This window comes from Gordonia sesuvii (genome assembly GCF_036350415.1).
Lineage (GTDB): Bacteria > Actinomycetota > Actinomycetes > Mycobacteriales > Mycobacteriaceae > Gordonia > Gordonia sesuvii.
In genome coordinates this window covers 1428552-1453467 of record NZ_JAZDUF010000001.1, presented here as the reverse complement: position 1 = coordinate 1453467, position 24916 = coordinate 1428552, and the positions used below count along the sequence as shown (strand labels likewise).

22 protein-coding genes are annotated in these 24916 nt (G+C 69.2%); 14 read left to right on the top strand and 8 right to left on the bottom strand.

What is annotated here, in order from left to right:
• Nucleotides 1–17: 17 nt before the first annotated feature.
• Nucleotides 18–482 (bottom strand): DUF3054 domain-containing protein, encoded by a 465-nt coding sequence (locus VZC37_RS06640; RefSeq protein ID WP_431309331.1) that lies wholly within the window; start codon nt 480–482, stop codon nt 18–20.
• Nucleotides 483–488: 6 nt separating this feature from the next.
• Entirely contained in the window at nt 489–1667 is a 1179-nt protein-coding gene (locus tag VZC37_RS06635; RefSeq protein ID WP_330431604.1) for a lysylphosphatidylglycerol synthase transmembrane domain-containing protein, read from the bottom strand.
• 34 nt (nt 1668–1701) lie between these two features.
• On the opposite strand from VZC37_RS06635, the gene VZC37_RS06630 reads away from it, so the two are divergent.
• Genes VZC37_RS06630 through VZC37_RS06620 form a run of 3 tightly spaced genes read left to right on the top strand, consistent with a single transcriptional unit; the run spans nt 1702 to nt 4931 of the window.
• Nucleotides 1702–3075 (top strand): AI-2E family transporter, encoded by a 1374-nt coding sequence (locus VZC37_RS06630; protein ID WP_330431603.1) that lies wholly within the window; start codon nt 1702–1704, stop codon nt 3073–3075.
• Complete coding sequence (macS, locus tag VZC37_RS06625; protein WP_330431602.1) at nt 3059–4279, top strand: MacS family sensor histidine kinase; 1221 nt, start codon at nt 3059–3061, stop codon at nt 4277–4279. Before VZC37_RS06630 ends, macS begins: the two co-directional genes overlap by 17 nt.
• Nucleotides 4269–4931: a response regulator transcription factor gene (locus VZC37_RS06620; protein WP_330431601.1), complete on the top strand. Its 663-nt coding sequence runs from the start codon at nt 4269–4271 to the stop codon at nt 4929–4931. The genes macS and VZC37_RS06620 overlap by 11 nt, the downstream gene beginning before the upstream one ends.
• 179 nt (nt 4932–5110) lie before the next feature.
• Here the strand turns inward: VZC37_RS06620 and VZC37_RS06615 are convergent, their stop codons facing one another.
• From VZC37_RS06615 to trmB, 4 genes are all read right to left on the bottom strand, one after another.
• Nucleotides 5111–6481, bottom strand: a complete 1371-nt coding sequence (locus VZC37_RS06615) for an MFS transporter (RefSeq protein WP_330431599.1) — start codon at nt 6479–6481, stop codon at nt 5111–5113.
• A 139-nt stretch (nt 6482–6620) separates the two neighbouring features.
• On the bottom strand, nt 6621–9851 hold the full coding sequence (locus tag VZC37_RS06610; RefSeq protein WP_330431598.1) for an MMPL family transporter: 3231 nt from the start codon (nt 9849–9851) through the stop codon (nt 6621–6623).
• A gap of 158 nt (nt 9852–10009) precedes the next feature.
• Nucleotides 10010–10708: an NYN domain-containing protein gene (locus tag VZC37_RS06605; protein ID WP_330431597.1), complete on the bottom strand. Its 699-nt coding sequence runs from the start codon at nt 10706–10708 to the stop codon at nt 10010–10012.
• Nucleotides 10705–11484, bottom strand: coding sequence for a tRNA (guanosine(46)-N7)-methyltransferase TrmB (gene trmB, locus VZC37_RS06600; RefSeq protein WP_330431596.1), 780 nt, complete (start codon nt 11482–11484; stop codon nt 10705–10707). Before trmB ends, VZC37_RS06605 begins: the two co-directional genes overlap by 4 nt.
• Before the next feature lie 167 nt (nt 11485–11651).
• Here trmB and VZC37_RS06595 point away from each other — a divergent pair, with 167 nt between their 5' ends.
• From VZC37_RS06595 to VZC37_RS06545, 11 genes are all read left to right on the top strand, one after another.
• Nucleotides 11652–12521 (top strand): hypothetical protein, encoded by an 870-nt coding sequence (locus VZC37_RS06595; protein WP_330431595.1) that lies wholly within the window; start codon nt 11652–11654, stop codon nt 12519–12521.
• A complete protein-coding gene (locus tag VZC37_RS06590) occupies nt 12521–13990 on the top strand; it encodes a hypothetical protein (protein WP_330431594.1) in 1470 nt (489 codons plus the stop codon). The genes VZC37_RS06595 and VZC37_RS06590 overlap by 1 nt, the downstream gene beginning before the upstream one ends.
• 137 nt (nt 13991–14127) lie before the next feature.
• A complete protein-coding gene (locus VZC37_RS06585; RefSeq protein ID WP_330431593.1) occupies nt 14128–14523 on the top strand; it encodes a DUF6802 family protein in 396 nt (131 codons plus the stop codon).
• 164 nt (nt 14524–14687) lie between these two features.
• On the top strand, nt 14688–16517 hold the full coding sequence (locus VZC37_RS06580; protein ID WP_330431592.1) for a phosphoenolpyruvate carboxykinase (GTP): 1830 nt from the start codon (nt 14688–14690) through the stop codon (nt 16515–16517).
• Nucleotides 16518–16716: 199 nt separating this feature from the next.
• Nucleotides 16717–17724 (top strand): esterase-like activity of phytase family protein, encoded by a 1008-nt coding sequence (locus VZC37_RS06575; RefSeq protein ID WP_330431591.1) that lies wholly within the window; start codon nt 16717–16719, stop codon nt 17722–17724.
• A gap of 106 nt (nt 17725–17830) precedes the next feature.
• Nucleotides 17831–18700, top strand: a complete 870-nt coding sequence (locus tag VZC37_RS06570) for an ABC transporter ATP-binding protein (RefSeq protein ID WP_330431590.1) — start codon at nt 17831–17833, stop codon at nt 18698–18700.
• A gap of 4 nt (nt 18701–18704) precedes the next feature.
• Nucleotides 18705–21260 (top strand): ABC transporter permease, encoded by a 2556-nt coding sequence (locus VZC37_RS06565; protein ID WP_330431589.1) that lies wholly within the window; start codon nt 18705–18707, stop codon nt 21258–21260.
• Between the two features lie 27 nt (nt 21261–21287).
• Nucleotides 21288–22079 carry a hypothetical protein gene (locus tag VZC37_RS06560; RefSeq protein ID WP_330431588.1) on the top strand — a complete coding sequence of 264 codons (792 nt, stop codon included), beginning with the start codon at nt 21288–21290 and terminating at the stop codon, nt 22077–22079.
• A gap of 53 nt (nt 22080–22132) precedes the next feature.
• On the top strand, nt 22133–22669 hold the full coding sequence (locus tag VZC37_RS06555) for a TetR/AcrR family transcriptional regulator (protein ID WP_330431587.1): 537 nt from the start codon (nt 22133–22135) through the stop codon (nt 22667–22669).
• On the top strand, nt 22666–23025 hold the full coding sequence (locus tag VZC37_RS06550) for a DMT family transporter (RefSeq protein WP_330431586.1): 360 nt from the start codon (nt 22666–22668) through the stop codon (nt 23023–23025). The genes VZC37_RS06555 and VZC37_RS06550 overlap by 4 nt, the downstream gene beginning before the upstream one ends.
• The gene (locus VZC37_RS06545; RefSeq protein ID WP_330431585.1) at nt 23022–23345 is read left to right on the top strand and encodes a DMT family transporter; all 324 of its coding nucleotides are present in this window, start codon (nt 23022–23024) and stop codon (nt 23343–23345) included. Before VZC37_RS06550 ends, VZC37_RS06545 begins: the two co-directional genes overlap by 4 nt.
• 39 nt (nt 23346–23384) lie before the next feature.
• On the opposite strand, the gene VZC37_RS06540 is transcribed toward VZC37_RS06545, so the two are convergent.
• Nucleotides 23385–24131 carry a class I SAM-dependent methyltransferase gene (locus VZC37_RS06540; RefSeq protein WP_330431584.1) on the bottom strand — a complete coding sequence of 249 codons (747 nt, stop codon included), beginning with the start codon at nt 24129–24131 and terminating at the stop codon, nt 23385–23387.
• Nucleotides 24128–24820 (bottom strand): TetR/AcrR family transcriptional regulator, encoded by a 693-nt coding sequence (locus VZC37_RS06535; protein WP_330431583.1) that lies wholly within the window; start codon nt 24818–24820, stop codon nt 24128–24130. The genes VZC37_RS06540 and VZC37_RS06535 overlap by 4 nt, the downstream gene beginning before the upstream one ends.
• Between the last annotated feature and the right edge of the window lie 96 nt (nt 24821–24916).

Sequence of the window (24916 nt, the reverse complement as noted above, 5' to 3'; positions counted from 1 at the left end):
GCTGCGCGCGCGGTAGCTCAGTCGGCGCGCGAGACGGCTGATCGGCGGCGGGCCAGCACGAACAGGGCGCGCCAACCCAGCAGGAACACTCCCAGCGTGATGGTCGCGACGATGACGAAGCTGACCGCGACGCCCTGGTGCAGCAGGTACCGCAGGATCATCGCGATCGCCACCGCGCAGAACCAGATCATCACCCCGGCCGGCACGATTCGTTCGGGTCGGAAATCGTGGCCGAACCAGTCGCTGGACCAGGCGTGGGAGAACACGTAGGCGATCGACCACCCGGCGGCTGCGCCCACGGCGAACGGCCAGAGCGTCTGCAGGACCCCGGAGACCGCGAGGCCCTCTTCGTGGCTCGACCGGCCGATGAGGACGAACACGGTGATCGCGACGAGATCGATGAGCGCGACCACCGGCATCGGCAGTGTGCGCCCCGGAGATGCCAGGGCGTCGGCCGGTGCGACAGTGGGTGGCCTCGACATGGTCCCCTACGGTAGCTGGTCGTCGGGCCGGGGACCATCATCACGGTCCGCGTCGCGATCACGGCCCGGGTCGGATTCCGGCGTGACGTCCGCCCGATCGCCGGCGCCCCGATCCCCAGTGCTGAGGTCGCGGTCGAGTTCCTCCTCGAGCGTCTCGTCCGTGCGGAACGAGCTGCGGAACATGAACATCACCACGACCCAGCCGATGGCCGCGATCAGGATGTAGCTGATGACGCGATACACCAGGACTGCCGTGATGGCGTCGGCCGCGGGCATTCCCGCGGACGTGAGCGCGGGCACGAGGACGGCGTCGACGACACCGATCCCGCCGGGCAGGAGCGGCACCGCCGTACCCACCGCTTTCCCGGCCGCGTAGGCGACCATCAGGCCGGCGATACTCGGATGCGCGCCGACCGCCCAGCACGCGAAGGCCAGACAGGCGACGTCGGCGACCCAGTTGAACAGACTCCACCCGAACGAGACGCCGAGATCGCGCTTGGACAACTGCACGGCGCGCAGCTGTTCGAGTGTCTCCATGATGCGGTCGTGGCCGTGACCTTGCGGCTTGCTGCGCACCTGGTTGATCCAGTCCATCACCCGCAGCAATGTGCTCTGCAACGACTCGGGATGGCTGGCCAGGTATTGGAACACCACGGCGACCGCGATGAACCCGAGGACCGAGAAGACGACGGAGAACGGGCTCGTCTTCGCGCCGGCGAGCAGGGCGCCGCCGAAGCCCAGCACTGCCAGGCCGACGCCGGCGAGCAGCCCGGACATCACCACCTGCCACGACGCGACGACCGGTGTCGCACCCCATTTCCTGGTCTCGCGGTACACGAACGCCGGTGACAGAACGGGACCGCCGGGCATCGTCTGGCTCACCGCATTCGACGCGAGGATCACCGACAGCGACTGCCACTGGCCGACCCGCACGCCCGCCGAACGGAGCAGCGCCCGTTGCACCTGCGCGTAGCTGTCCATGGAGAGCAACGCCGCGACGATGCTGGCCGCGATCCAGCCCCACTCCAGGTCACCGATCCGCTGCCACGCCTCCTCGAGGCTGGGTGACACGAGCACGATCTCGACAGCCAGGATCGCCACCACGATCGCCAGGAGCACCCACCGCAGCCACCAGAAGCGTGGCCGCGTGGTCACACTCCCGATGGCGGGCCGCTCCGACGACATAGCCCACACCATAACCGCAGCTAGGCTGAGACCCGTGAGCGATCCCGACACCTCCGATCGATCCCGTCGGTCGGATGGGTCCGACGATGTGGCAGTCGCCGATCGGGAGAAAGTCCACCCCCTGGTGCGAGCGACGGCCGAATGGTCGTGGCGGTTGTTGGTGATCGCCGGTGCGGTGTACGTCCTGGTCTTGGCTTTCAACCAGTTCGAGGAAGTGCTGGTGCCGGTGGCGCTCGCCATCCTCGGCGCAGCCATGCTGGTGCCGGTCGTCGACCTGCTCGACCGCGTGGGCTTCCCGCGGTCACTGGCGGTCCTGGTGGCGATCGTCGTGGTGCTGGGCCTGTTGGCCGCGGTGCTGACCTTCGTCGTGCAGGAGTTCATCCGCGGCATCCCGCAACTCACCGACGAGATCACCACGACCATCGATCGAACCCGTGAATGGCTGGTCGACGGGCCGCTCGGGATCGACCGCGAGCAGGTGCAGAACATCGGCAACGACGTGACCGGCTTCCTGCAGCACAATCAAAGCCAGGTCACCAGCGGCGCACTCGCGACCGCGACCACCGCCACCGAGATCGTCACCGGCGCGCTGCTCGCGTTCTTCCTGCTGATCTTCTTCCTGTACGGCGGCGGCCACATCTGGACCTTCGTCACCAAAGCCGTCCCCACGGAGACGCGGGCGCGGGTCCACGCGGCCGGCACCGCCGGCTTCGCCACCCTCGTCGGATACGTCCGCGCCACCGTGGCGGTCGCGTTTGTCGACGCACTCGGCATCGGGGTGGGACTGGCCATCCTGCACGTGCCGCTGGCGCTGCCGCTCGCGTCGCTGATCTTCCTCGGTGCCTTCATCCCGATCGTCGGTGCGTTGGCGACCGGCACCCTGGCCGTGCTGGTCGCCCTGGTGACGCAGGGGTGGATCGCGGCGATCATCGCCCTCGCCATCGTCATCGGGGTGATGCAGTTGGAAAGTCATGTGCTCCAGCCGTTCCTGCTGGGTCGGTCGGTGCGGCTGCATCCCGTCGCCGTGGTGCTGAGCATCGCGGCGGGCATCGTCGCGGCCGGCATCATCGGCGGTCTGCTGGCGGTGCCGTTGATCGCGTTCGCCAACACCGCGATCCGGCACCTGTCGGGCAGCTCTCCGAGCGCGCGACGTCGCGACGAACGAGCCGACGAACCGATGTACTCCGCCGCGCCCGACGAGCCGCGCTGGGACCGCGTCGACCATCGCGACGCCGAGGACGCCGACGCCGTCCACACCCAGACGGTCGAGGCCCTGCGGCCGTCGTATACGAACGGGGCCGAGCACGCCACAGGGGACGGGGACCCGGGCGACGAGGACCCGGGCGACGAGGAACAGGGCGGCGACCCACGGACCGACCGCCCGCGGGGCGATGATCGCGACGCCTGAGCCGCGCGGAATCCCGGGTCGTGCCGGGCAGCAGGCGGTCATCGTCGACAGCGATCCGGTGGGACCGCTGTGGCGAGCTGCGCAGCTGTTCCGCCTGATCTCCTTCATGTACGCGCTCGGATTCCAGATCGCGATCAACGACGATCTGCTGCATCGGGGTGTGGCGTGGGTGTTGTTCGGCATCCTGAGCGCGTGGACGCTGGCCTCCGGCATCGCCATTTACGTCGGGTTCGGCCGTAATCGGTACTGGGTCGCGGTGGATGTGGCGGTCGCCTGCGTGATGATGCTGTCCACCTCGTACGTGGCGACCGAGGAGTGGGCGCTGAACAACCAGAGCTGGCCGACGACCCTGTGGGCGGTCAACTCGGTGATCTCCGTGGCGCTGCTCGCCGGACCCGTGTGGGGCATCGCGGCCGGTCTGTTCGTCGGCGGCACGAGCGCATTCGTCAAGGGTGCCTTCGACCTCAACTTCGGGCGCAACGCGACGATCATCATCGTCGTCGCCACCGGCATGGCGGTCGGGTTGGCGGCGGTCATCGCGCGGCGTGCGCATGCGGTGCTCACGCAGGCCGCCGGGATGGCCGCCGCCACCGCGGAACGCGAACGGTTGTCGCGGGAGGTGCACGACGGGGTTCTGCAGGTACTGGCGCTGATCGCCAAGCAGGGCCGTGAGATCGGCGGTGAGACGACCCGCCTCGCGGACCTCGCAGGGGAACAGGAACGCGCGCTGCGGCGGTTGGTGTCGGAGGCCGGCGGTATCGACGTCGCGGCGGGTACGACCGATCTCGGTGCGGTGTTGCGAGGCTTCGCGTCCGACCGGATCTCGGTCAGCGCACCTGCGACCCCGGTGGATGTGCAGGCGGGCGTCGCCGCCGAGATCCGGGCGGCCGTCGTCAACGCCCTCGACAACGTCGCCGACCACGCGGGTCCGGGCGCCCGCGCGTTCGTGTTGTTGGAGGACCTCGGTGACCGGGTGGTGGTCAGCATCCGCGACGACGGAGTGGGGATCGCGCCGGGACGGCTCGACCAGGCGCGCCAGGAGGGGCGGATGGGGATCTCGAAATCGATCGTGGGTCGCGTCGAGTCCCTCGGCGGAACGACAATGCTCGATTCCGAACCGGGCGGCGGCACAGAATGGGAGTTGACGATTCCGGTGGGCGGCAGGGCCCATGACGCGACAGGCGGGACAGGCCATGACAGGTGAGGAGCGACCACGGCTGCGGGTGATGGTTGTCGACGATCATCCGATGTGGCGTGACGGGGTTGCCCGCGACCTGGAAGAAGAGGGATTCGACGTCGTCGCGACCGCCGACGGTGTGGGTGCGGCGCGTAGGCGGGCCGCTGCCGTGGCGCCCGACGTGGTGCTGATGGACATGCAGTTGCCCGACGGCAGTGGGGCCGAGGCGACCGCCGGCGTGCTGGAGATGTCGCCGTCGAGTCGGGTGCTGGTGCTGTCGGCCTCCGATGAGCGCGATGACGTGCTGCAGGCCGTGAAGGCCGGTGCGAGTGGTTATCTGGTGAAGAGTGCGTCGCGGACCGAGTTGGTCGCCGCGGTCCGGGCCACCGCCGACGGTCAGGCGGTGTTCACGCCCGGCCTGGCCGGGTTGATCCTCGGGGAGTACCGCCGGATTTCGGCGGAACCCGGTCCGGCCGACGATCGGCCCACTCTCACGGCGCGGGAGACCGAAGTCCTCCGGTATGTCGCGAAGGGGTTGAGCGCCAAGCAGATCGCGCGCAAGCTGTCCCTGAGTCACCGGACCGTCGAGAACCATGTCCAGGCCACCCTCCGCAAACTCCAATTGGGGAACCGGGTCGAATTGACCAGGTATGCCATCGAACACGGGTTGGATGAGTGAGAAACGCTCTGTGAGAGTAGGTCTCGATACGCCGGCTCGCAGGCTCGCGCGGCTACTCGACCAGCGGATGTTGCGAGGTCTCGATACGCCGGCTCGCAGGCTCGCGCGGCTACTCGACCAGCGGAAAACTTCACTCGACCAGCGGACGATTCATCCGCTGGTCGAGTAGGAGCGAGCCGCTAGGCGAGTGACGTATCGAGACCCGCCGTCTCCGACGCCGGACGCCGCCCGGCCGTCGCGACGACGTCGCCCCGATCCCGCGGCACCAGCATCGTGGCCGCCGCACCGGCGAGCGCGATCCCGGCGAAGATGTAGAACGCCGCACTCGACGAGATGCCCGCACCGATCAGGAGTCCACCGATCACCGGGCCGACGATGCCGCCGAGTCGGCCGAACCCGGCACACCACGCGACACCGGCGGCGCGGGCGGACGTCGGGTAGAAGTTCGACACGTACCCGTAGATGAGCACCTGGGTTCCGATGGTGCCGGTACCCGCGACGGCCACCGCGGCCAGCAGCACCGGGAGCGGGAATCCGAGGGTCAGGCAGATCAGGGCGAAGGTCGCCAGGCAGAACGACGTGGCGACGATGCGCTGCGGGCCGCGACGATCGGCCAGGCGTGCCGCGATCAGGCCGCCGACGATGGCGCCGCCGTTGAGCACGAGCAGGAACGACAACGATCCCTTCGCATTGAAGCCGGCGGACTCCATGATCTGCGGCAACCAGGTGTTGAGGCCGTAGGTCAACAGCAGTCCGGCGAAGCTCATCATGCCCAGCAGCAGGGTGGGGACGAGGAACCGACGTGACGCGAGTGCGGCGAAGCCGACCTTCGCCACCTCGTCGGGGCGCGCGTCGGCGGAGGGCTGCGGAGCGAGGTCGACCGGGATGCCGGTGCGACGGCCGATGGCGGCGGCTTCGTCGAGGCGTCCGCGCGTGACCAGCCACTGCGGTGACTCGGGCATCTTCAGCCACGCCAGCGGCAGCAGGGTGACCAGGGGCAACGCGCCGATCCAGAACAGTCCGCGCCAGCCGATGTGGTCGGCGAGCAGGAGTGCGAGCACCGCGGCGAGGACACCGCCGGCCGGGACGCCGCTGTAGACGATGGCGTTGAACAGGTTGCGCTTGGACGTCGGTGCGAACTCGGCGATGAGTGCGCCGACGGTGGCGACCAGGCCGCCGATCCCGATGCCGGTGAGGCATCGCAGGATGCCGAAGGTGGCGACGTTGGGGGCGAGCGCGGTCGCGCCCATCCCGATCGAGAACCACACGATGTTCATGAGCATCATCCGGCGTCGACCGACACGGTCGCCGAACGTGCCGGCGATGAACGCGCCGACCATCATGCCGATCAGTGCGTACGAGCCGAGCGCGCCTGCGGTGCCGGGGCTGAGCTCACCCAGCTGGGATGGGTCGTCGAGCAGGGTCGGCAGCACGGTGCCGTAGACGACGAGGTCATAGCCGTCGAAGACGATGGCTATCGCGGCGAGGGTGACGATCCAGAGCACGCTGCGGCGATGCTCGGGACCGTTCCAGGTCGTGGGTGCATTCATGGGGCTGCCTCCGTGGTTGGTGTGCTGGGAGACAATCCTGCTGCTATGTGGGGTCGATCACATCCGGGCTATGCCCAGTCCTGACCAAGGGCGCTTTTGAGAGCGGGCGGCGTGTGATTGATAAACAGCCCGCAGCCGCTCAGCTCTCCGAGCGGCTACGCCGCAACAACTCCTGAACACTGATCTGCGCGCCGTCGCCGTCACTGTCGGATCGGGCGTGCCGATCGGTGGCGCGACGACGACCCTCGGCCGCGTTCGACCGGTCGGAACCGGACGCGTCACGTTGCCCGGCGGGTCCACCGTCGGCGTCCTGACGGTCGCCGTTGAACCCCTTCGCGTTGGACGAGGGCGCGTTGGCAGATGGCGCGTCGGCCGGGGACATGTTGCGTGGTGGCGTCGATTCGCCGAGCCCGCGGTCCATCGGTGACCGCCCGGGGCGCTGCGGCTCGGGGCGCTGTGAGTCGGAACGCTGTGAGTCGGGGCCACGACGCTGCGCCTCGGGTGCGAGCGACGCCGCGAGCGGTCGTTTGCCGGTCGAGTCGAGACTCGGTCGCCGACCCAGCGCCGAATCGCCACCAGGCGGCGGCGTCGGCGGCTGCGGAGCGCGCGGCGCTGTTCGCGGCGGCTGCGGTGCGTTCGGGGCAGCGGGTGCCGCCGGCGCGGCGGGGGTCGACGAGCCGGTGGGGGACACCGGGGCGGCCGGGCGGCCGGAGTCGTCACCCATCCGGATTCCGCCTGCGCCGAGTCGCCAGCCACCCGTGTCGGGGCGGTCCGACCGCGACTTCGTCAGCCGGGAGAAGGTCGGTGTCGGTCGGGCCGGTGGCCGTGCATCCGTCGACGGCGGGGTCGGGTCCGTTCCGGCCGGGACCGGGGGTCCCTCCGGCCGGGCGGGTCGCTGCGGTGCGGCCGGGGACGGGCCCGGGGTCGGACGGTTCGGCGGTGTCGCCGGGCGCTGCGGCCGTTCGGCGCCGCGCGCCGACCCTCGGCCGGCAGTGGCCGCGGATGCCGCGACACTCGCGGTCCGCGGGGCCGCGCGCATGGCCGATGTCGGTGCCTCGGCCACCAGGGTGCCCGCCGACCGGTTGTGCGCGGCCACGGCCTGGTCGCGCATCTCGTCGGGTTCGTCGTCCAGGATGGTCTCGCCGAGGCCGATCTTCTGCTGCATCGCACGCATCCAGCGCGGCGCCCACCAGCAGTCGTCGCCGAGCATCTTCATCACCGACGGCACCAGCAGCATGCGGATGATGGTGGCGTCCAGGATGAGCGCCGCGATCATGCCGTAGGCGATGTACTTCATCATCACGATCTCGGACAGACCGAAGGCGCCGGTGACCACCACGAGGATCGCGGCGGCCGCGGTGATGATGCGCCCGGTGTGGGCGGTACCGAGGCGGACGGCCTCGGTGGTGCTCGCGCCCTTCTGTCTGGCTTCGACCATTCGGGACATCAGGAATATCTCGTAGTCGGTCGACAACCCGAAGATGATCGCGATGATCAGCACCAGGACGGCCGCGAACAGCGGGCCGGGGGTGAAGTTCGCGATCTCCGCGCCGTGTCCGTCGACGAAGATCCAGGTCAGGATGCCGAGTGTGGCGCCGAGTCCCAGGGCGGTCATCAGCGCGGCCTTGATCGGCAGCACCAGCGAGCCGAACTGCAGGAACATCAGGAACCCGGTGACGAGCACGAGCAGCACCGCCATCAGCGGCAGCCGCGACATCAAGGCGTCGATCGAGTCCTGCGTCAGCGTCGGGGTGCCGGCCACCCACATCGTGAGGCCCTGGGTGTCGATCGCGCGGAGGTCGTCGATCGCCGGGGCCGCCGTGTTGCGGTCCACCAGGCCGGCCGACATCTGGATGATCTGCGGGCCGTTGTCGCCATACTGGCCGGTGAGTGCGCCACCGTCGGACGACGGACTGAACTCCTTGGTGAAACCGGGGATCTGGTTGGCCTCGTCGGCGATCTGCTGGATCTTCTCGCCGCTGCCCCCGTCGTTCGGATCGTAGGCGATGACCAGCTTGATCTCTTCGGTGCGCTCGGTCGGGAAGTACTCGTCGAAGTTCTCCTGCGCCACCCGGTTCGGATTATCCGGCGGCAGATACGCCTCACTGATGCCGCCGAACTTGATCCCGCCGAACGGGATGGTCAGGACCAGCAGCAGCAGGATCGTCGGGACGGCCGTGGCGACCGGGTGTTGCATGACCCATCCGGCCAGTCGGCCCCAGAATCCGTTCTCGATCTCCTGCTTGGTCTTGGTGCGCCGCAGGAACGGCAGACCGAGTGCGTCGATGCGGGGGCCGAGGATGGACAGGATCGCCGGGAGCACGGTGATCGACAGGATCGCCGCGAGCGACACGGACGCGATCGCGCCGTAGGCCACCGACTTCAGGAAGCCCTGCGGCATGATCAGCAGACAGGCCAGGGCGGCGACGATGATGGTCGCCGAGAAGACCACGGTCTGCCCGGCCGTCATCACGGTTCTTCGTACCGCGGCCTTCGTCGAATAGCCCTCCGCGAGTTCCTCACGGAAGCGGCTGACGATGAACAACCCGTAGTCGATCGCGATGCCGAGGCCGATCAGCGTGACCACCGATTGCGCGAAGATGTTCAGCTCGGTGGCCTGCGCGAGCATCTTCATGATGCCCAGCGACCCGGCGATCGTGAGACCGCCGATGAGGACCGGCAGGCACGCTGCGATCACCCCGCCGAAGATGAAGAACAGCATGATCGCCACCAAGGGCAGGGCGATCACCTCGGCACGGTGGATGTCCTTGTCCATGCCGTCGGCCATACTGCCGGCTACCGGTTGCAGGCCGGCGAGCTCGAAGGTGGTGCCCTCGAGGTTGAACCTCTCCGGGATGTCGTCGAAGAACGGTTCGATGGTCTGGTAGTTGTTCAGGACCGTGGTGTCGTCGTTGCCGGTGACGCCGATGCTGATGAACGCGTGGCGACCGTCGTCGGTGAAGGTGCGTTCCCGGATCGTCGCCTGCGCGGCCTGCGACGTCGCGGTCTGGTCGCGCAGATAGAACGGGTCGATGATGCCCGGGTCCTCGCGGTTGACGATGTCGCCGTGCTGGGCGATCAGATCGTCGACGAAGTTCTCCACCTTCGCGCCGAATTCCGGATCGTCGACGGTGGTGCCCTCGGGAGGAGTGACCAGCAGGATGACGTCGGAGCGGTGATCACGGCCCAGCGCGGTGTCGGCGACCACCGATCCGGCAACCGACTCCGAGGTCGGGTCGAACCAGCCGCTCTGGCTGAGGTACTTGCCGAGGTCGAGGCCGTACAGGCCCAGCCCGCCCATGAGCGCGATGAGAACCGCGATCACGGCGAAGCGCATTCGAAAGACGAATGTGCCGATCGCTCCGAACACGCCTTGTTCCTTTCTCGGTCGCGGGCCCTGTCCTTGCCGGCGGGGTCTTGGCCGGTGGTGTCCCGGTCGGCCGGACGGTCGTGGGGGTGGTGACTAGCGGGATTCTTACAAGCGGTCCTGAGGGATCCCTGAGTCCGACCGGGCCTCTCCGGCCCTGATCAGTGCAGCAGTGCCTGCAGTGGCCGGAACGGTGTGAGCCACGCCCCATCGTCGGGCAGCGAGTCGAGACCGATTCGCGGCAATGGCTCCCGGAACACCGCCGGGATGTCCTCCAGGTCGACGAACTCCAACTCCTCGGTGCTCAGTGCCCAGCTGACGTGTTCGCGGAACCCGATCACGGTGACCGGGATCCCGTCGGCCGCCACTTCGAGCAGCGGCTCCCGGAACGCCTGGCCGTCGGCCGAGGCCACGATGAGGCCAGCTAGTCCCACAGTGTGCCTGCGAAGTGCGATGTGGTCGAGCATGTCGCTGTCCACATCACTGTCGTCGGCCAGTTTCGGCTTCGCGAAGACGGCATATCCGACGTTGCGGAGGGCGTCCACCCACGGCCGGACGACGTCGGCGCTGCCCGGCACGATGTTGGTGAACACGGTCGCCTCGGGCTCGACGGTCGCCGGCCCGCCCGCCGCCGAGATGTCGGCGGTGCGTGACAGCAACCAGCGTCCGAGGGCGTCGAACCGGGGACGGTGGGCCGCCGTGGGCCGCCCACCGAGGATCGCGCCGAGCCCCATGTCCATGTTCGGGGCGTCCCACACCAGCAGGACCCGGGGCGTGCCGCTCTGCCCGGAGACGGTGTCGGCGAACCGGTTCGGCGGCGCGGATTCGGCTGCCCCGTCTGCGATGACGTCGTCGCTCATGCTCCGCCGCTTTCGGTCGGTCGAGAAGGGGACGGTTGGGGCCGAACATATACGAACTCGTTCACCGCGCGGCCCTCTCGTTCGGCGCGTCCCTCGAATTTGGTGGTGGGACGGGCGAGCAGGATGGGGGCGCCGGTGGTCGCCTGGACGACGTGCGGGCGGTCGCGGTGCTGGGTGGCGAGATGCTCGGCGATCCATTCCGCATACCCCGCATGGTCGGTCGCGATGTGCAGGACCCCGCCGGGCTTGAGCCGGTCGGCCATCAGCTCCAACGTCCCGCTCTGGATGAGGCGGCGTTTGTGGTGGCGTGATTTCGGCCACGGATCCGGGAAGAACACCCGGATCCCGGTCAGCGACTCCGGTCGGAGCAACTCGGTCAGGACCACCACGGCGTCCCCGCGCACCATCCGGACATTGGTCAGACCACCTCGGTCGACGAGCCCGAGCAGCTGCGCGAGGCCCGGCTTGTAGACCTCCACCGCGAGGACATCGACGTCGGGTTCCGCGGTCGCCATCGCCGCGGTCGAGATCCCGGTGCCGCTGCCGATCTCCAGGACGGCGGGTGCGGTGCGCCCGAACAGCGTCGGAAGGTCCAGGGGTTCTTCGGGGATGCGGTCGGTTCCGATGGCGAGATCGCGGCCCAGCCGCGGCCACAATTCCTCCCAGTTGCGCTGCTGCCCCGTCGTCAGGGTGCCGCGACGGAACCGGAAACTGGTCACCCGCGGATACAGCCGTGACTGGTCGACGCTTTCGCTCACCCGACCATCGTTGCGCATCAGGTGGGTTTCAGGACAGTCGGCACCGCTCCCGGCGCCGTGACATGCGGCCCGCTCGCTTCGCTCCCGGCGCCGTGACATGCGGCCCGCTCGCTTCGCTCCCGGCGCCGGTCCCACCTGTGATCACGCGCACGACATCGGGCCGCCCGGACGCTACATTTCCAGGCATGCCGCACGACGAGACGACCGCGCAGGACAGCGCGCTGGCGCGCCTCGCGGAGTCCGGGCGCCTGGCCGAGGTCGTCGACGTCGCGTCGCCCGTGCGGGCCGACCTCGACGCGGCCGCCCGCCGCTACACCCGGCCCCTGCACGTGCGGGTGTCCGGGCGTCCCGGCAGCGGACGCGACACCTGTGTACGGGCGCTTGGTGCGCGACTGGCGGTGTCGGCCGCGCGCGACGGCGCGTCCGACGACGACGCCGACCTGTGGGTTCACGTCCTCACCGGCCCGGCTCGGCACGCCGATCGCGATGTCCTCGACACCCTGCCCACCGACCGGACACTGGTACTGCTCGGCAAATCCGACACCCACCGCGACCGGCAGGTGGCCGACGCGGTCGCCGCCGAGTGCGCCGAGGGGATCGGCCGCCCGGTCCACCCGGTGTCGGCGCTGCTGGCGTGCGCCGACGTCACCGAGGCCGAACTGACCCTCCTGCGGCGGATGTCGGCAACCGGCGAGTCCGTACCCGTGATGTCGGGTGGCTTTCTGGCAGTCGGCGCCGACGACGAACGGTCGACGCGCGCCTCGCTTCTGCGTGGTCTCGATCGGGCCGGTATCGGAATCGCGCTCGACCTGTTGGCCCGCGAGCCCGACGCCGGCACCGACTATGACCCCGCCGAGATAAATGGGGCGCTGTGGGCTCGCAGCGGATTCGATGACCTGATCCCGGTCATCCGAGGCTGTATGGAGCCCGTCCGACAGTGGCGGTTGGTCGAGCTCCGCGCCCGCCTGGAGATCGTCGCCGCCCGCGGCCGTGATCGCGACGCGGTGGAACACCTCCTGCAACAGGCGCACCGGCCCGCGACGGAGGTGGCGTGATGACGACGACCGCGTCCGCCGGTGACGTGCGAGCCGAGGTGGCCGCCCTGACCGGATTCGATCCCGAAACGATGGTCGGGCCGGGCACCGACGTCGCGGTATTCGGGATCGGCGGGACCGGGGTCCGCAGCCTGGTGTCGGCGTGCCGCCGGGTCGATGCCGGTGTCGCGGTCGACGTCGGGCGCAGCGTCGACCACCCCGACGACAGTGCCGTCGGGGTTGCCTTGCTGGTGGTCGACCCGACGTCGTCGGTGGGAGCCGAGGAACGGGCGCTGCTCGACGACCTGCGCGTGCGGTTCGGCGTCGTCGCACTCGTCTGCACCAAGATCGACGCGTTCTGGGACTGGCCACGCATCCTCCGCGCGCATCGCGCGACGCTCGACCCGCGTGCGGAGGTGCCGGTGTTCGCGGTGTCGTCGGTGATCGCCCTCGACGACGCGACCGCGGATTCCGGCATTCCCGGACTGCTGGAGTGGGTCGACGACGAGCTGCACGCCCCGCCCGCGGTGCGTCGTGAACGTGCTCGTCTCGGCGCTGCCCTCGCGGCGCTCGGTCGGGCCGAGGACGCGCTGATCGCCACCGCCGACGATCGTGGCGTCGACACCGACGAACTGGTGCGCCGCCGACGGGCCCTCGCCGACACCCGCGACCGCGGTCGCGCGGACCGCCTCGCAGCCGCCCGCGCCGGCCTCGCCCGCGTCCGCAGCGAGTCGTACGCCGGCGTCGCAGTCGGCACCCGCGCGCTGGCCGCCGAGGCCACCACCCAGTCGTCCCAGCTCACCGCCAGGACCGGGGGAGACTTCGTTCGATGGCTCACCGACGAGACCGTCATGCTGCGCGACCGGGTGGATGCCGCCACCGACGAACGCCTCGACGAGGTCCGCGCGTCCGCCCTGCTCGGCATCGACGCGTCGCCGGCGGAACCGGGACCGGCCCGCGCCGACGACATCACCGGCCCGCCATTCGAACGGCCCGTCCCGTCACGACGGCGCAGTGGCGAGGATGCGCTGCTGGTCCTGATCGGTGCGTCCACCGGGCTCGGCATCGGGAGGCTGATCGTCGCCCCGATGGCATCGGTCCAGACCCTGCAGTGGGTGAGCATGCCGCTCACCCTCGTCCTGGGCGTCCTCGTCGCGGCGCTGGTCATCCGGGTGCGCCGGACCGCCACCGTGCGCGTCGACCTGCGGAACTGGGGCAGCGAGGTCCTGAACGAGACCCGCGGTCGTCTCGAGCATCGGGTCGGGGCGCGCGTCGCCGCAGCTGAACCGGCCCTGATCAGCCAGATCAGCCGGTTCCACGAACGGCGTGCGCGTCAGGCGGCTGCCGAGATCGTGGCGATCGACGAACAAGTGCGCGCGCAGCGAGCGGGTGCGACCGCACACGCCGACCGCGAGCGCCTCGCGCGGCTGCGCGCCGCCCGAAGCGAGCTGCTGCGGTCGGATGCCGCAACCGGTTCGGGCAGTCGTTGAGCAATTCGGTGGAACCGATCGGCGCCCCGGCGCGTCCTACCATCAAGGTGGCGTGCGGCAGAGTCGGCGACCTGGCGAAACGGCGACATGGCGAAACGGCGACATGGCGAAACGGCGACATGGGAGAGGAGAGCGTGATGGACATGTCATTCCTGGGGGGAGACGCGCTCGGGGACGATCCATCCGGCGACCGGGTGTCGATCGACACCGACGGTGCGGTCGCGGGTCGGCACGAGGCGGGCGCGGTCTTCGACCTCGCCGACGACTCGACGTCGCCCGACGACCACCTGTGGATTCACGCTGACGGGCGTATCTGGGATCTCGGGCCGGCCGATGTCGACACCGACGACGACGGCATCCGTGATTCGCTGACCAGGACCGGAGACGGCGGCATCACCGTCTACACCGACACCGACCGCGACGGCCAGGTCGACAAGATCACCGACGTCGACACCGAGGGCGTGTTCTCCTCCCGCGTCCTGGATCCGGCCAGCGGCACGTGGAAGTCCACCGACACCGGCCGGCTCGGCTGATCGGGGTCGGGCGTTCGCATCCGCCAACGACAGATGTCGTGATGTGGGATTCACCCCATCTGGATCACCCCGGTACCTAGCGGGCGCTCGGTGAACGTATCCTGTGGTGACGACGACATCGCGACGGCTCTGCATCGCGCCGTCACCTCGGAGGAGAACTGCTCATGACCTCAGCCACCATTCCCGGCCTGGACCCCAACACCGCCCCGACGAAACACGCCGGACTGCTGGCGTGGGTCGCCGAGATCGCGGAGCTGACACAGCCGGAACGGGTCGTGTGGTCCGACGGCAGTGATGCGGAATGGGATCGCCTCACCCAGCAGCTGGTCGACGCCGGCACCCTGATCAAGCTGAACGAAGAGAAGAAGCCCAACTCCTTCCTCGCCCAGTCCGACCCCGCCGATGTCGCGCGCGTCGAATCCCGGACCTACATCTGCTCGAAGACCGCCGAAGACGCCGGCCCCACCAACAACTGGGTCGATCCGGCCGAGATGCGCGCCACCATGAACGGGCTGTACCGCGGATGCATGCGCGGGCGCACCATGTTCGTCATCCCCTTCTGCATGGGCCCGCTCGGCTCCGACGACCCCAAGCTGGGCGTCGAGATCACCGACTCCGAGTACGTCGTCCTGTCCATGAAGATCATGACCCGCGTCGGTCCCCAGGTCCTCGAACTCCTCGGCGAGGACGGATTCTTCGTGAAGGCGCTGCACTCCGTCGGCGCCCCGCTCGAGCCCGGCCAGGCCGATGTCCCGTGGCCGTGCAACTCCGAGAAGTACATCTCGCACTTCCCCGAAGACCGGGAGATCTGGTCGTTCGGTTCCGGTTACGGCGGCAACGCGCTGCTCGGCAAGAAGTGCTACGCGCTGCGCATCGCGTCGGTCCTCGCCCACGACGAGGGCTGGCTCGCCGAGCACATGCTGATCCTGAAGCTGACCAGCCCGGAGAAGAAGGTCTACTACGTCGCGGCCGCGTTCCCGAGTGCCTGCGGCAAGACCAACCTCGCGATGATCCAGCCGACCATTCCCGGCTGGGAGGCCGAGACCGTCGGCGACGACATCGCCTGGATGCGTTTCGGCGACGACGGTCGTCTGTACGCGATCAACCCCGAGTTCGGCTTCTTCGGTGTCGCACCGGGTACCAGCGACGACTCGAATCCCAACGCGATGAAGACCATCGAGGCGGGCAACACCCTGTACACCAACGTCGCACTCACCGACGACGGAGACATCTGGTGGGAGGGCATCGGCGGCGAGAAGCCGGCTCACCTCACCGACTGGCTCGGCAACGACTGGACGCCCGACTCCGATCACAAGGCCGCCCACCCGAACTCGCGCTACTGCACCCCGCTCGACCAGTGCCCGTCGCTGGCCAAGGAGTGGGATGACCCGCAGGGCGTGCCGATCTCGGCGATCCTGTTCGGTGGCCGCCGCAAGACCACCGTCCCGTTGGTGACCGAGGCCCGCGACTGGCAGCACGGCGTGTTCATGGGCGCCACCGTCGGTTCCGAGCAGACCGCCGCGGCCGAGGGCAAGGTCGGCACCGTGCGCCGCGACCCGATGGCGATGCTGCCGTTCCTCGGCTACCACGTCGGCGACTACTTCGCCCACTGGCTGGATCTCGGCAAGAACGCCGACGCCCAGAAGCTGCCGAAGGTCTTCTACGTCAACTGGTTCCGCCGCGGCGACGACGGCCGCTTCCTGTGGCCCGGCTTCGGCGAGAACAGCCGCGTGCTGGAGTGGATCGTCGGTCGCATCGAGGGCAAGAACGAAGGTGTCTCCACCCCGGTCGGCATCGTCGCCAAGCCAGAAGAAATCGACATGGCGGGTCTCGACGACCTGCCCGCCGAGGACGTCGCGGCCGCGCTTGCGGTGAACGCCGACGAGTGGCGCCAGGAGATCCCGCTGATCGAGGAGCTCTTCGAGTTCGTCGGCGACAAGCTGCCGAGCTCGCTGCAAGATGAGCTGGATCAGCTGAAGCAGCGATTGTCCTGACGTAAGCTCACCTCCCAGCGCAAGCGACGGAGGCCGACAGAACCCAAAAAATCGCCGAGAGAACCCAGCCCGTCTCCGGGCTGGGTTCACTCGGCGTAAATCTGGGTTCTCTCGGCGATTTTTTGGGTTCTGTCGGCGCGAAAGGGGTCGGCCTCCGTGTGGCGGGTTGCGTTGGCAACCATGCGGTAGGGTGCCGACCATGAGAATTCGCCTGTGGGGGGCGGCGCTCGTGTCTGCGTGTGCCGTAGCTGTTTCGACGATGTCAACCGGTGTGGCCGCGGCCGCCCCATCCGACGTCGTTGCGCTGTACCGGGATTCCACGATCGTCGGTGCGGTACCCACGTTTGGCGGGATCTCTGGGCTCGACCGCACCGGAAACGGTACGTACGTGCTGATCTCCACCGACGTCGGGCGCTTCGGTCCGGCGCGGACGTACAACGCCCACATCCCGTTCCTGTCGAGTGAGGGATTCACGGCAGGCGGCCGGATCACCGGCGCCGGCACCGTCTTCGGGCCGAACAATCTCCCGATCCTGCCGGGCGGGGCGCAGTTCGAGGGCATCCGCCGCGTCGGTGACGGATTCGTGGTCGCCGGGGGCGGCAATCACCAGTTCGTCCGGCTGACCGGCCCCATCGGCAATCATGTCCGGGATCTGCCGCTCCCGGCGGCCTACCGGGTCACCCCCAAGAGCGGCCTGAACGGCCAGCGCGGGCTCACCGGCGTGGCCGTCGCCCCGGGCGACCGCATCAGCGCGATCACCGCGGGCGGCCTCAAGCAGGACCGGCCGACCTCGGCGCGGCTGATCACCTGGGCGGGCCGCGGAACGTCGGAGCACGTCTACCGCACCGACCGCGGCAATGTCGCCGCCGACGTCATCGCGGTGAACAACACCGACTATCTGGTCCTCGAACGCGGCGGCGGCCGGGCCGCCCGCATCTACTGGACCACCACCAGCGGGGCCACGCCGGTCGGCGGCAAGCAGAAACTGTCCGGCCGCGAGACCCCGATGCGTAAGAAGCAGATCTTCTCGACCGCACCGCTGCCGCGTCTCGCCGCCGGCAACATGTCGGGATTGGCTTGGGGCAACTGGCTTCCGGAACGCAGCTCGCACGCCTACCGGGCTCGGGTGCTGTACGTGGTGACCAATGACATGTTCGCCGGTCCGACCCGGGTCCACGGCCTCGAGGTGCACCTGCCCAAGCGGTGAGCCGGGTCCCGGTCCGTCGGCCGAATGACCCGCGGGCACACCTCGGGGTGGTCTCAGGGATATTCCCGATGGCCATCCGTCCCGAAGTCATGGCACCGTTGATGCCATGACATCGGCTCATACGGAGGGTTCAGCCCTCGACACCCGGACCGTCGCCGCCGGAGCGGCAGATCTGACCAAGGTCTACGGCACGGGTGACACCGTCGTCGAGGCCCTGCGCGGCGTCAGCATCGAGTTCGCCGCCGGCGAGTTCACCGCCATCATGGGGCCCTCGGGCTCGGGGAAGTCGACGCTGATGCACTGCCTCGCCGGGCTCGACGTGGCCACCGACGGTCGTGTGCACATCGGTGACGTCGACCTCACCGGCCTGTCGGACAAGGCGATGACCGAGTTGCGGCGCGACCGCATCGGTTTCGTGTTCCAGTCGTTCAACCTCGTGCCCACCCTCACGGCCGCCGAGAACATCACCCTGCCCGTCGACATCGCCGGCCGCGACATCGACAAGGAGTGGTTCGACACCGTGATCGACCGGCTCGGCATCGCCGACCGCCTCGATCATCTGCCCAGTGAGCTTTCCGGCGGGCAGCAGCAGCGGGTGGCGTGTGCCCGCGCCCTCGTCGGGAAACCGGAGATCATCTTCGGCGACGAACCGACCGGCAACCTCGATTCACGGTCCTCCGGTGAGGTCCTGGAGATCCTGCGTGCGGCCACCGACGAGTTCGGGCAGACCGTCGTGATCGTCACGCACGATCCCCGCGCCGCGTCCTACGCCGACCGTGTCGTCTTCCTCGCCGACGGGCAGATCGTGCGGCAGCTCGCCCGCCCGTCCGCCGACGACGTGTTCGAGGTGATGAAGAACCTCGACGGTGCTCCCACTGACGCCGCCCCCGCCGATGCCGGGACGGCTGCCTCCGGTGATGACACCACCGGGCCGAAGCACGCCGCCACCGAGTCCCACCCGTACGAGGTGCACTGAGATCATGGCCTCGTCGTCGGTGATGCGCCGGGTGTCCCTGCGGAACCTGCGCGCACACAAGCTGCGGCTCTTCCTCACCGTCTTCTCGATCGTGCTCGGCACCTCGTTCGTCGCCGGCTCGATCGTGTTCACCTCCACCGTCTCCAAGGCGTTCAACGACATCTTCGACTCGGCCGCGCCCGGCGTCGCTGTGCAGATCACGCCGGACAGCAATCAGTCACCCGGCGTGCCGCTCTCGGTGATGGACGACCTGAACGCGCAGAAGCAGCAGCTAGGGATCGACCGGATCGTCGCGGACTACTCCGGGTCGGTCACCATCGCCAACTCGGAGGGCAAGGCACTGCAGACCGGCGGCGCGCCGAGCGTCGGCACCGCCTATCTGCCGCCGGACGAAGCGCTGTCGCCGGACACCAGCAAGATCCTCCCCGGTGGTCGCGGGCCGACCAACGCCGGTGAGGTGGCGATCAACACGTCGGCCGCCGAGGACGCCGGCCTCGAGGTCGGCTCACGAACCCAGCTCGTCGTGGGGCAGGGATCCGCCGCGCCGCGAGAGGTCACCGTCGTCGGCCTGCTCGACCTGCCCGGCTCCACCGGCGGCTACGTGAACGTCCAGTTCGACGAGGCGACCGCCCGCACCCTGTTCTCCGACGGGGAACACGCCGCGACCCTCGACATGTCCGCGGTGCAGGGCGTCACCCCCGAACAGCTGCAGGAGCGGGTGGCGGCCACCCTCCCGCCGGACACCTACGACGTGCGCACCGGCGATCAGGTCCGCCAGGACCAGAAGGACCAGGTCAACGAGTTCCTGACCATCTTCACCACGATCCTGTTGGCGTTCGCCGCGATCGGACTCATCGTCGGCACGTTCATCATCTACAACACCTTTTCGATGATCGTCGCGCAGCGGAACCGGGAGCTGGCCCTGCTGCGTGCGGTGGGCGCGAGCCGGCCGCAGGTCTCGCGGTCGGTGCTGTTCGAGGCGTTCGTGGTCGGCGTGATCGGCGGGGCCGTCGGCCTGGCCATCGGCATCGGCCTGGCCGCGCTGCTGCAGGCGTTCACCGCGGCATCGGGACTGCCCGAGGCGCCACTGCAGATCGGGGTGCCCGCGGTGGCGGCCGCGCTGTTCGTCGGCGTCGTGGTGACGATGGTCAGCGCGTGGGTCCCGGCGGTCCGGGCGGCACGCGTCCCACCCGTGGAGGCCATGCGGGCCGGAATGGCCGAAGGATCGGCCCCGCTGCGGACACGCACCCTCATCGGGCTCATCGTCGGCGTGATCGCACTGGCCGCCATCATCATCGGTGCGATGGGCGAAGGTGTCGGGCCGGCCGTCGCGGTCGGTGCCGGCGCCGCCGGCGCCATCGCCGCCGTGATCCTGGCCGGACCGGCGCTGTCCCGGCCGGTCGTCGGCGCCCTGGGGACGGTGATCGGTGCACCGTTCGGTCGGATCGGCCGCCTCGCCCGCACCAATGCGACCCGCAATCCGCGGCGGACCGCGGCCACCGCGTTCGCACTCACCCTGGGCCTGATGCTGGTCGCGGTGATCGGCACGCTCGGTACCTCGTTCAAGGGCACCATCGACGACGCGGTGGACACCGGCATGACCGCCGAGTTCATCGTCGTCGGCAGCAATCAGATGCCGATCCCGGAGGCGGTCGCCGATGTGGTCGCCGACGTCGACGGGGTCGGGACGTCGCTGAGTTTCGGCATGATCCAGGCGACCGTCGACGGACAGGGCGTCTTCGGGTACGGGGCGGTCGGTGGACAACCCGCCGACGTCGCGGTCCTGGACATGCGCGACGGCGCCTCTGATCAGCTGCCCGCCGACGGCATGTTCGTCAGTGAGCGCACCAGCCAGGAGCGGGGCTGGAACCGTGGCGACGTCGTCACCTTCACCGGACCGACCGGCGAAGAGGTGCCGGTCACCGTCGCCGGCGTCTACGCCGACAACGAGGCACTGCAGCCGTGGATGGTGGGTCCGGAGGTCTACGACCGCCTGGTCCCGGCGTCGGCGCAGATGAGCGCGATGATCTTCGTGGCGCCCGCCGCGGGGGTGTCGCCGGATGAGTTGCGCACCAACCTGGAGGACGCCACCGCGTCCTACCTCACGGTCCAGATCCAGGACCGCACCGAGTTCAAGAGCGCGGTGTCGAGCCAGATCGACCAGATGCTGGCGACGCTCTACGCGATGCTCGGCCTGGCGCTGCTGATCGCGGTCCTGGGGATCGTCAACACCCTCGCGTTGTCGGTGGTGGAGCGCAAACGGGAGATCGGCATGTTGCGGGCCGTCGGCATGCTGCGGTCGCAGGTACGTCGCAGCATCTATCTGGAATCGGTGCTGATCGCCATCTTCGGTGCGTTGCTCGGGGTGATCCTGGGCACCGTCATCGGGGTCGCGTTGGTGCGCACGCTGGCGAAGTGGGGGCTCGGGGCCCCGGTCCTGCCCTGGGATCTGATCCTGATCACGCTGATCGCGTCGGCCGTGGTCGGGGTGCTGGCCGCCCTCTGGCCGGCGGTCCGGGCGGCACGCACCAGGCCGTTGGAGGCCATCGCCGAGGCCTGAGTCGACCGCAGTGACACAATCGGTCGCATGACTCGACCCCCCGACGAACCCTGGGACCCCAACCGCGAGAGTCCGGAGACGCGGCGTTTCGAGCCCTCCGACGAGACGGCCTATGACGGCGGTGACGACACCGCCGCCTACGGGCCCACCGACGAGATCCCGGGTCAGCGCGGGCCGCAGCAGCCCCCGCCGAATCAGCCTCCACCGAATCAACCCCCGCCGCAGACGGCCGCCTATCCCGGGCCGTACGACGCCCCGCAGGCCTACACCGAGGCGTCGTCCTACGGTCCCGGGTACGGCGGGCCGATGCCGCCGGAGCAGCCGCCGTCGAAGAACACCGGACGCACGGTGGGCCTCGCGCTGGCGGTGCTCGGCGCACTGGTCGTGGTGGCGCTCGTCGGGGTGCTGATCGCGCGTGGCGGCACCGACGACTCAGGCGGCACCGCGGCCGGCGGTGCGTCGTCGTCGACCACCGCCACGACCTCCGACGAGTCGACCACCACGACGACCACCACCACGACGACACCCGAGGAAACCACCACGACACCTCCGCCCGAGCCGCCGGGGCAGGTGACCTATCAGCTCACGGGCAACGGCGATGTCGTCGGCATCCGGTACCTCAACCAGGGCAGTTCGGTGGTGGTGGCCGCGGCGGGTACGCCGTGGACGCAGGCCGCGACCGTGGCCGGGTCGTCGGCGGAGATCACCGCGATCGTGCTCCGCGGACCGGTGACCTGCAACATCCTGCGCGGCGGGGATCTGCTGGCGTCGTCGACGAGCCGCGGCGGACCGCTGCGGTGCGCGGCGACGCTGAACTGACCATCGCTTGAGTGCCGGGCGATACCAACCTTCCGGATGGTAAAGTTCGGCGGGTGTCGTCCGAATCCCGCACCCGAATACTCTCCGGCGCGCTCGACCTGCTGCGTGAGGGTCAGAGCATCTCGCTGGAGAGTGCTGCCCAACGCGCCGGGCTGACCAAACCGGGCCTGATGTATCACTTCCGGACCAAAGAGGCCCTGATGGTCGCGCTCGTCGACCATGTGATCGATCGGTGGGAGCGGGAACTGTCGGCTGCGGCGGGAGCGCCGGCCGCGGAGGTCTCGGCCGTGGAACGCATTCGCGCATACGCGGAGTTCTCCCTGACCGCGGATTTCGACGAATCCGACGTGGTCATGCTGGCCGATCCGCGTCTGCGAGCCACCCTCTCGGCACGGTGGGAAGAGCGGATTGCCCCATTGGTGGCGATTCCTGCGGACGTCCCGAGCGGCATGCGGGGCCGGTTGCTGGCTGTTCGGCTGCTGGCGGACGGGGTGTGGGTGGCGAGCGCGACCGATGTTCTCGACCCTGACGCCGCGGACCGGGAACTGGTCCGCGGGGTTGTCGACGACCTGCTCGGAGGATCCGAATGAGACGCTGGGCACTGTTGGTGGCCGCGATCGTGTGTGAGGTGGCGGGGTCGCTCTCCTTGAAGGCTGCCCTCGACAATCCCGCCTGGTACGTGGTCGTCGCGGTCGGGTACGTCACCGCGTTCGTGTTGATCGCGGCCGCGCTGCGTGCCGGGATGGGAATCGGTGTCGCCTATGGCATCTGGGGTGCGCTCGGTGTGGCGCTGACAGCCGTCTTCAGTTTCCTCGTCTTCGACGAGCCGCTCACCGCCGTGATGGTGGCCGGTCTGGTGCTGATCATGGCCGGCGTTCTGCTGGTTGAGTTCGGATCCCAACGCGCCCAGGCGAGATCCGCGGCAGAAGTCGAGGTCGTGCGATGACCGCCTGGATCTTCCTGACCTTCGCGATCCTCAGTGAGGTGTCCGCGACGATGAGTCTGCGAGCGGCGGTGAGCGGTTCGCGGCGGTGGTACATCGTCGTCGCGATCGGTTACGTGGTGTCGTTCGTGCTGCTGTCCGGGGCCCTCGCGAACGGTATGCCGCTCGGCGTCGCGTACGGGATCTGGTCGGCCGTCGGCGTCGCCCTCATCGCCGTCCTGGGCAAGGTCATCTTCCGGGAACCGTTGACCGTGGTGATGAGCTTCGGCATCGTCCTCATCGTCGGCGGGGTGCTCCTCGTCGAGACCGGGAGCGCGCACTGACCGGTCCAGCAGACGGGTCGATCGGGCAGCCCGCCTGATTCACCGCCTCCGCAACACGAGGACCAGGTTCGTCCCGAACACCTCACGCAGGCCGGGCACGCGCATGATCCACCACAGGCGGGACGGCAGGTACCGGGGGAAGGCCGCGACGACGTCGGCGTCGGTGACCGAATCCGCCCACCGCAAACCATCTCTCGCGGTCACCGGGAACAACGACGTGCCGAACAGATTCTTCGGCGGGTGACCATGCCTGCGCGTGTAGAGACGCGCAGCGCGATGGCCGCCGAGGTAATGCGTGAGCCCCATCTCGTGCCCACCGAACGGCCCCCACCACAGGGTGTAGCTGATGATGACGGTGCCGCCGGGCCGGGTCACGCGCAGCATCTCGTCGGCCATCTGCCATGGGCGCGAGGTGTGTTCGACGACGTTGGACGAGAACGTGACGTCCATCGACGCATCCGCGAACGGCAACTGCTGGCCGGAGCCGCGGACACCGGCGCGGTGCTCGAGGCCGCCGGCGTGCATCTCGCTCGGGTCGGGTTCGACGGAGATGTAGTGCGCGCCGAGACCGTCGAAGGCGTCGGCGAAGTAGCCGGGGCCACCGCCGACGTCGAGCACGACCGCGTCGTCGAGGGGTGCCGAATGCCAGTCGCGCACCATCACGGCGGTGTCGTCGGCGATGGCGCCGTAGAACCGGGCCGGATCGGACTGTTCGTAGCGGAAGTCGTTGAGCAGGCGGGCGGCCCGGGCGAGAGTCGCATGCCGGGCGAAGGCAGGGCGGGTCACGGGTGGCCGCGCTCCTGCCGGAGGGCGGCATCGCCGGGCCCGTCCGCGACGAAACTGCGCAGTCCCGCCATGAAGGTGTGCAGCGCGAACTCGAACTCGGTGCGCAGATCCTTGGGGAGGGCCGGCACGACGGTCGCCACATAGGGGAACTCGGCGTCATCGAGTTCCCGGTAGTGCTCGATCACGGTGGCCCGGCTGTCGGCGGTGTCGACAGCCGACTGCAGCGCATACCCGACGATCAGCCGGGCCAGCGCGTGGTCGGCCGCCGCAGCGGCGGCGGGTGAGAGCCCCGCGTCCATGAGCAGGCGGAGCGAATGCTCGTAGCGCAGCAGACCCGCCCGACCGAACCGCACCTGCCCGGCGAACAGCGCCGCGGAATGGGGGTGGTAGCGCAACACGTCGAAGGTGATGATCGCGGACCGTTCGACGACGACGTCCCACTGGTCGCCGAGATCTGCCGCGGCGATCGCGCCGAGGATGTCGGCCAGCACGTGCTCGGCGAGCCGGTTGCACAGCTCGTCCTTCCCGCCCGGGAACTGGCGGTAGAGCGTCGAGGTGGACGAGCCGAGCCGGCGGGCCAGCGCTCGCATGCCGAGGGTCTCCAGCCCGCCGTCCGCCATCAGCGCGAGAGCTTCGGTGAAGATCTCGTCGAGCGGTAGCGGTGGCCGCCCGCGGGGTGAATCCGACATGGCGGGGATCGTCCTTGCAGGTGGAGCGGCGTCTACGTCGGAGTACGAGTGGCTCGACCGAGTTTCCTCAACTACCGTTGTAGACGCCTGCACGGG

What these genes read in the sequence shown, in the direction of transcription:
- VZC37_RS06550 (WP_330431586.1), top strand. Translation starts at nt 22,666, where the DNA reads ATGAGACGCTGGGCACTGTTGGTGGCCGCGATCGTGTGTGAGGTGGCG.
- VZC37_RS06635 (WP_330431604.1), bottom strand. Translation starts at nt 1,667, where the DNA reads ATGTCGTCGGAGCGGCCCGCCATCGGGAGTGTGACCACGCGGCCACGC.
- VZC37_RS06560 (WP_330431588.1), top strand. Translation starts at nt 21,288, where the DNA reads ATGACTCGACCCCCCGACGAACCCTGGGACCCCAACCGCGAGAGTCCG.
- VZC37_RS06570 (WP_330431590.1), top strand. Translation starts at nt 17,831, where the DNA reads ATGACATCGGCTCATACGGAGGGTTCAGCCCTCGACACCCGGACCGTC.
- VZC37_RS06575 (WP_330431591.1), top strand. Translation starts at nt 16,717, where the DNA reads ATGAGAATTCGCCTGTGGGGGGCGGCGCTCGTGTCTGCGTGTGCCGTA.
- VZC37_RS06605 (WP_330431597.1), bottom strand. Translation starts at nt 10,708, where the DNA reads ATGAGCGACGACGTCATCGCAGACGGGGCAGCCGAATCCGCGCCGCCG.
- VZC37_RS06620 (WP_330431601.1), top strand. Translation starts at nt 4,269, where the DNA reads ATGACAGGTGAGGAGCGACCACGGCTGCGGGTGATGGTTGTCGACGAT.
- VZC37_RS06585 (WP_330431593.1), top strand. Translation starts at nt 14,128, where the DNA reads ATGGACATGTCATTCCTGGGGGGAGACGCGCTCGGGGACGATCCATCC.
- macS (WP_330431602.1), top strand. Translation starts at nt 3,059, where the DNA reads ATGATCGCGACGCCTGAGCCGCGCGGAATCCCGGGTCGTGCCGGGCAG.
- VZC37_RS06595 (WP_330431595.1), top strand. Translation starts at nt 11,652, where the DNA reads ATGCCGCACGACGAGACGACCGCGCAGGACAGCGCGCTGGCGCGCCTC.
- VZC37_RS06640 (WP_431309331.1), bottom strand. Translation starts at nt 482, where the DNA reads ATGTCGAGGCCACCCACTGTCGCACCGGCCGACGCCCTGGCATCTCCG.
- VZC37_RS06615 (WP_330431599.1), bottom strand. Translation starts at nt 6,481, where the DNA reads ATGAATGCACCCACGACCTGGAACGGTCCCGAGCATCGCCGCAGCGTG.
- VZC37_RS06590 (WP_330431594.1), top strand. Translation starts at nt 12,521, where the DNA reads ATGACGACGACCGCGTCCGCCGGTGACGTGCGAGCCGAGGTGGCCGCC.
- VZC37_RS06565 (WP_330431589.1), top strand. Translation starts at nt 18,705, where the DNA reads ATGGCCTCGTCGTCGGTGATGCGCCGGGTGTCCCTGCGGAACCTGCGC.
- VZC37_RS06535 (WP_330431583.1), bottom strand. Translation starts at nt 24,820, where the DNA reads ATGTCGGATTCACCCCGCGGGCGGCCACCGCTACCGCTCGACGAGATC.
- VZC37_RS06545 (WP_330431585.1), top strand. Translation starts at nt 23,022, where the DNA reads ATGACCGCCTGGATCTTCCTGACCTTCGCGATCCTCAGTGAGGTGTCC.
- VZC37_RS06580 (WP_330431592.1), top strand. Translation starts at nt 14,688, where the DNA reads ATGACCTCAGCCACCATTCCCGGCCTGGACCCCAACACCGCCCCGACG.
- trmB (WP_330431596.1), bottom strand. Translation starts at nt 11,484, where the DNA reads ATGCGCAACGATGGTCGGGTGAGCGAAAGCGTCGACCAGTCACGGCTG.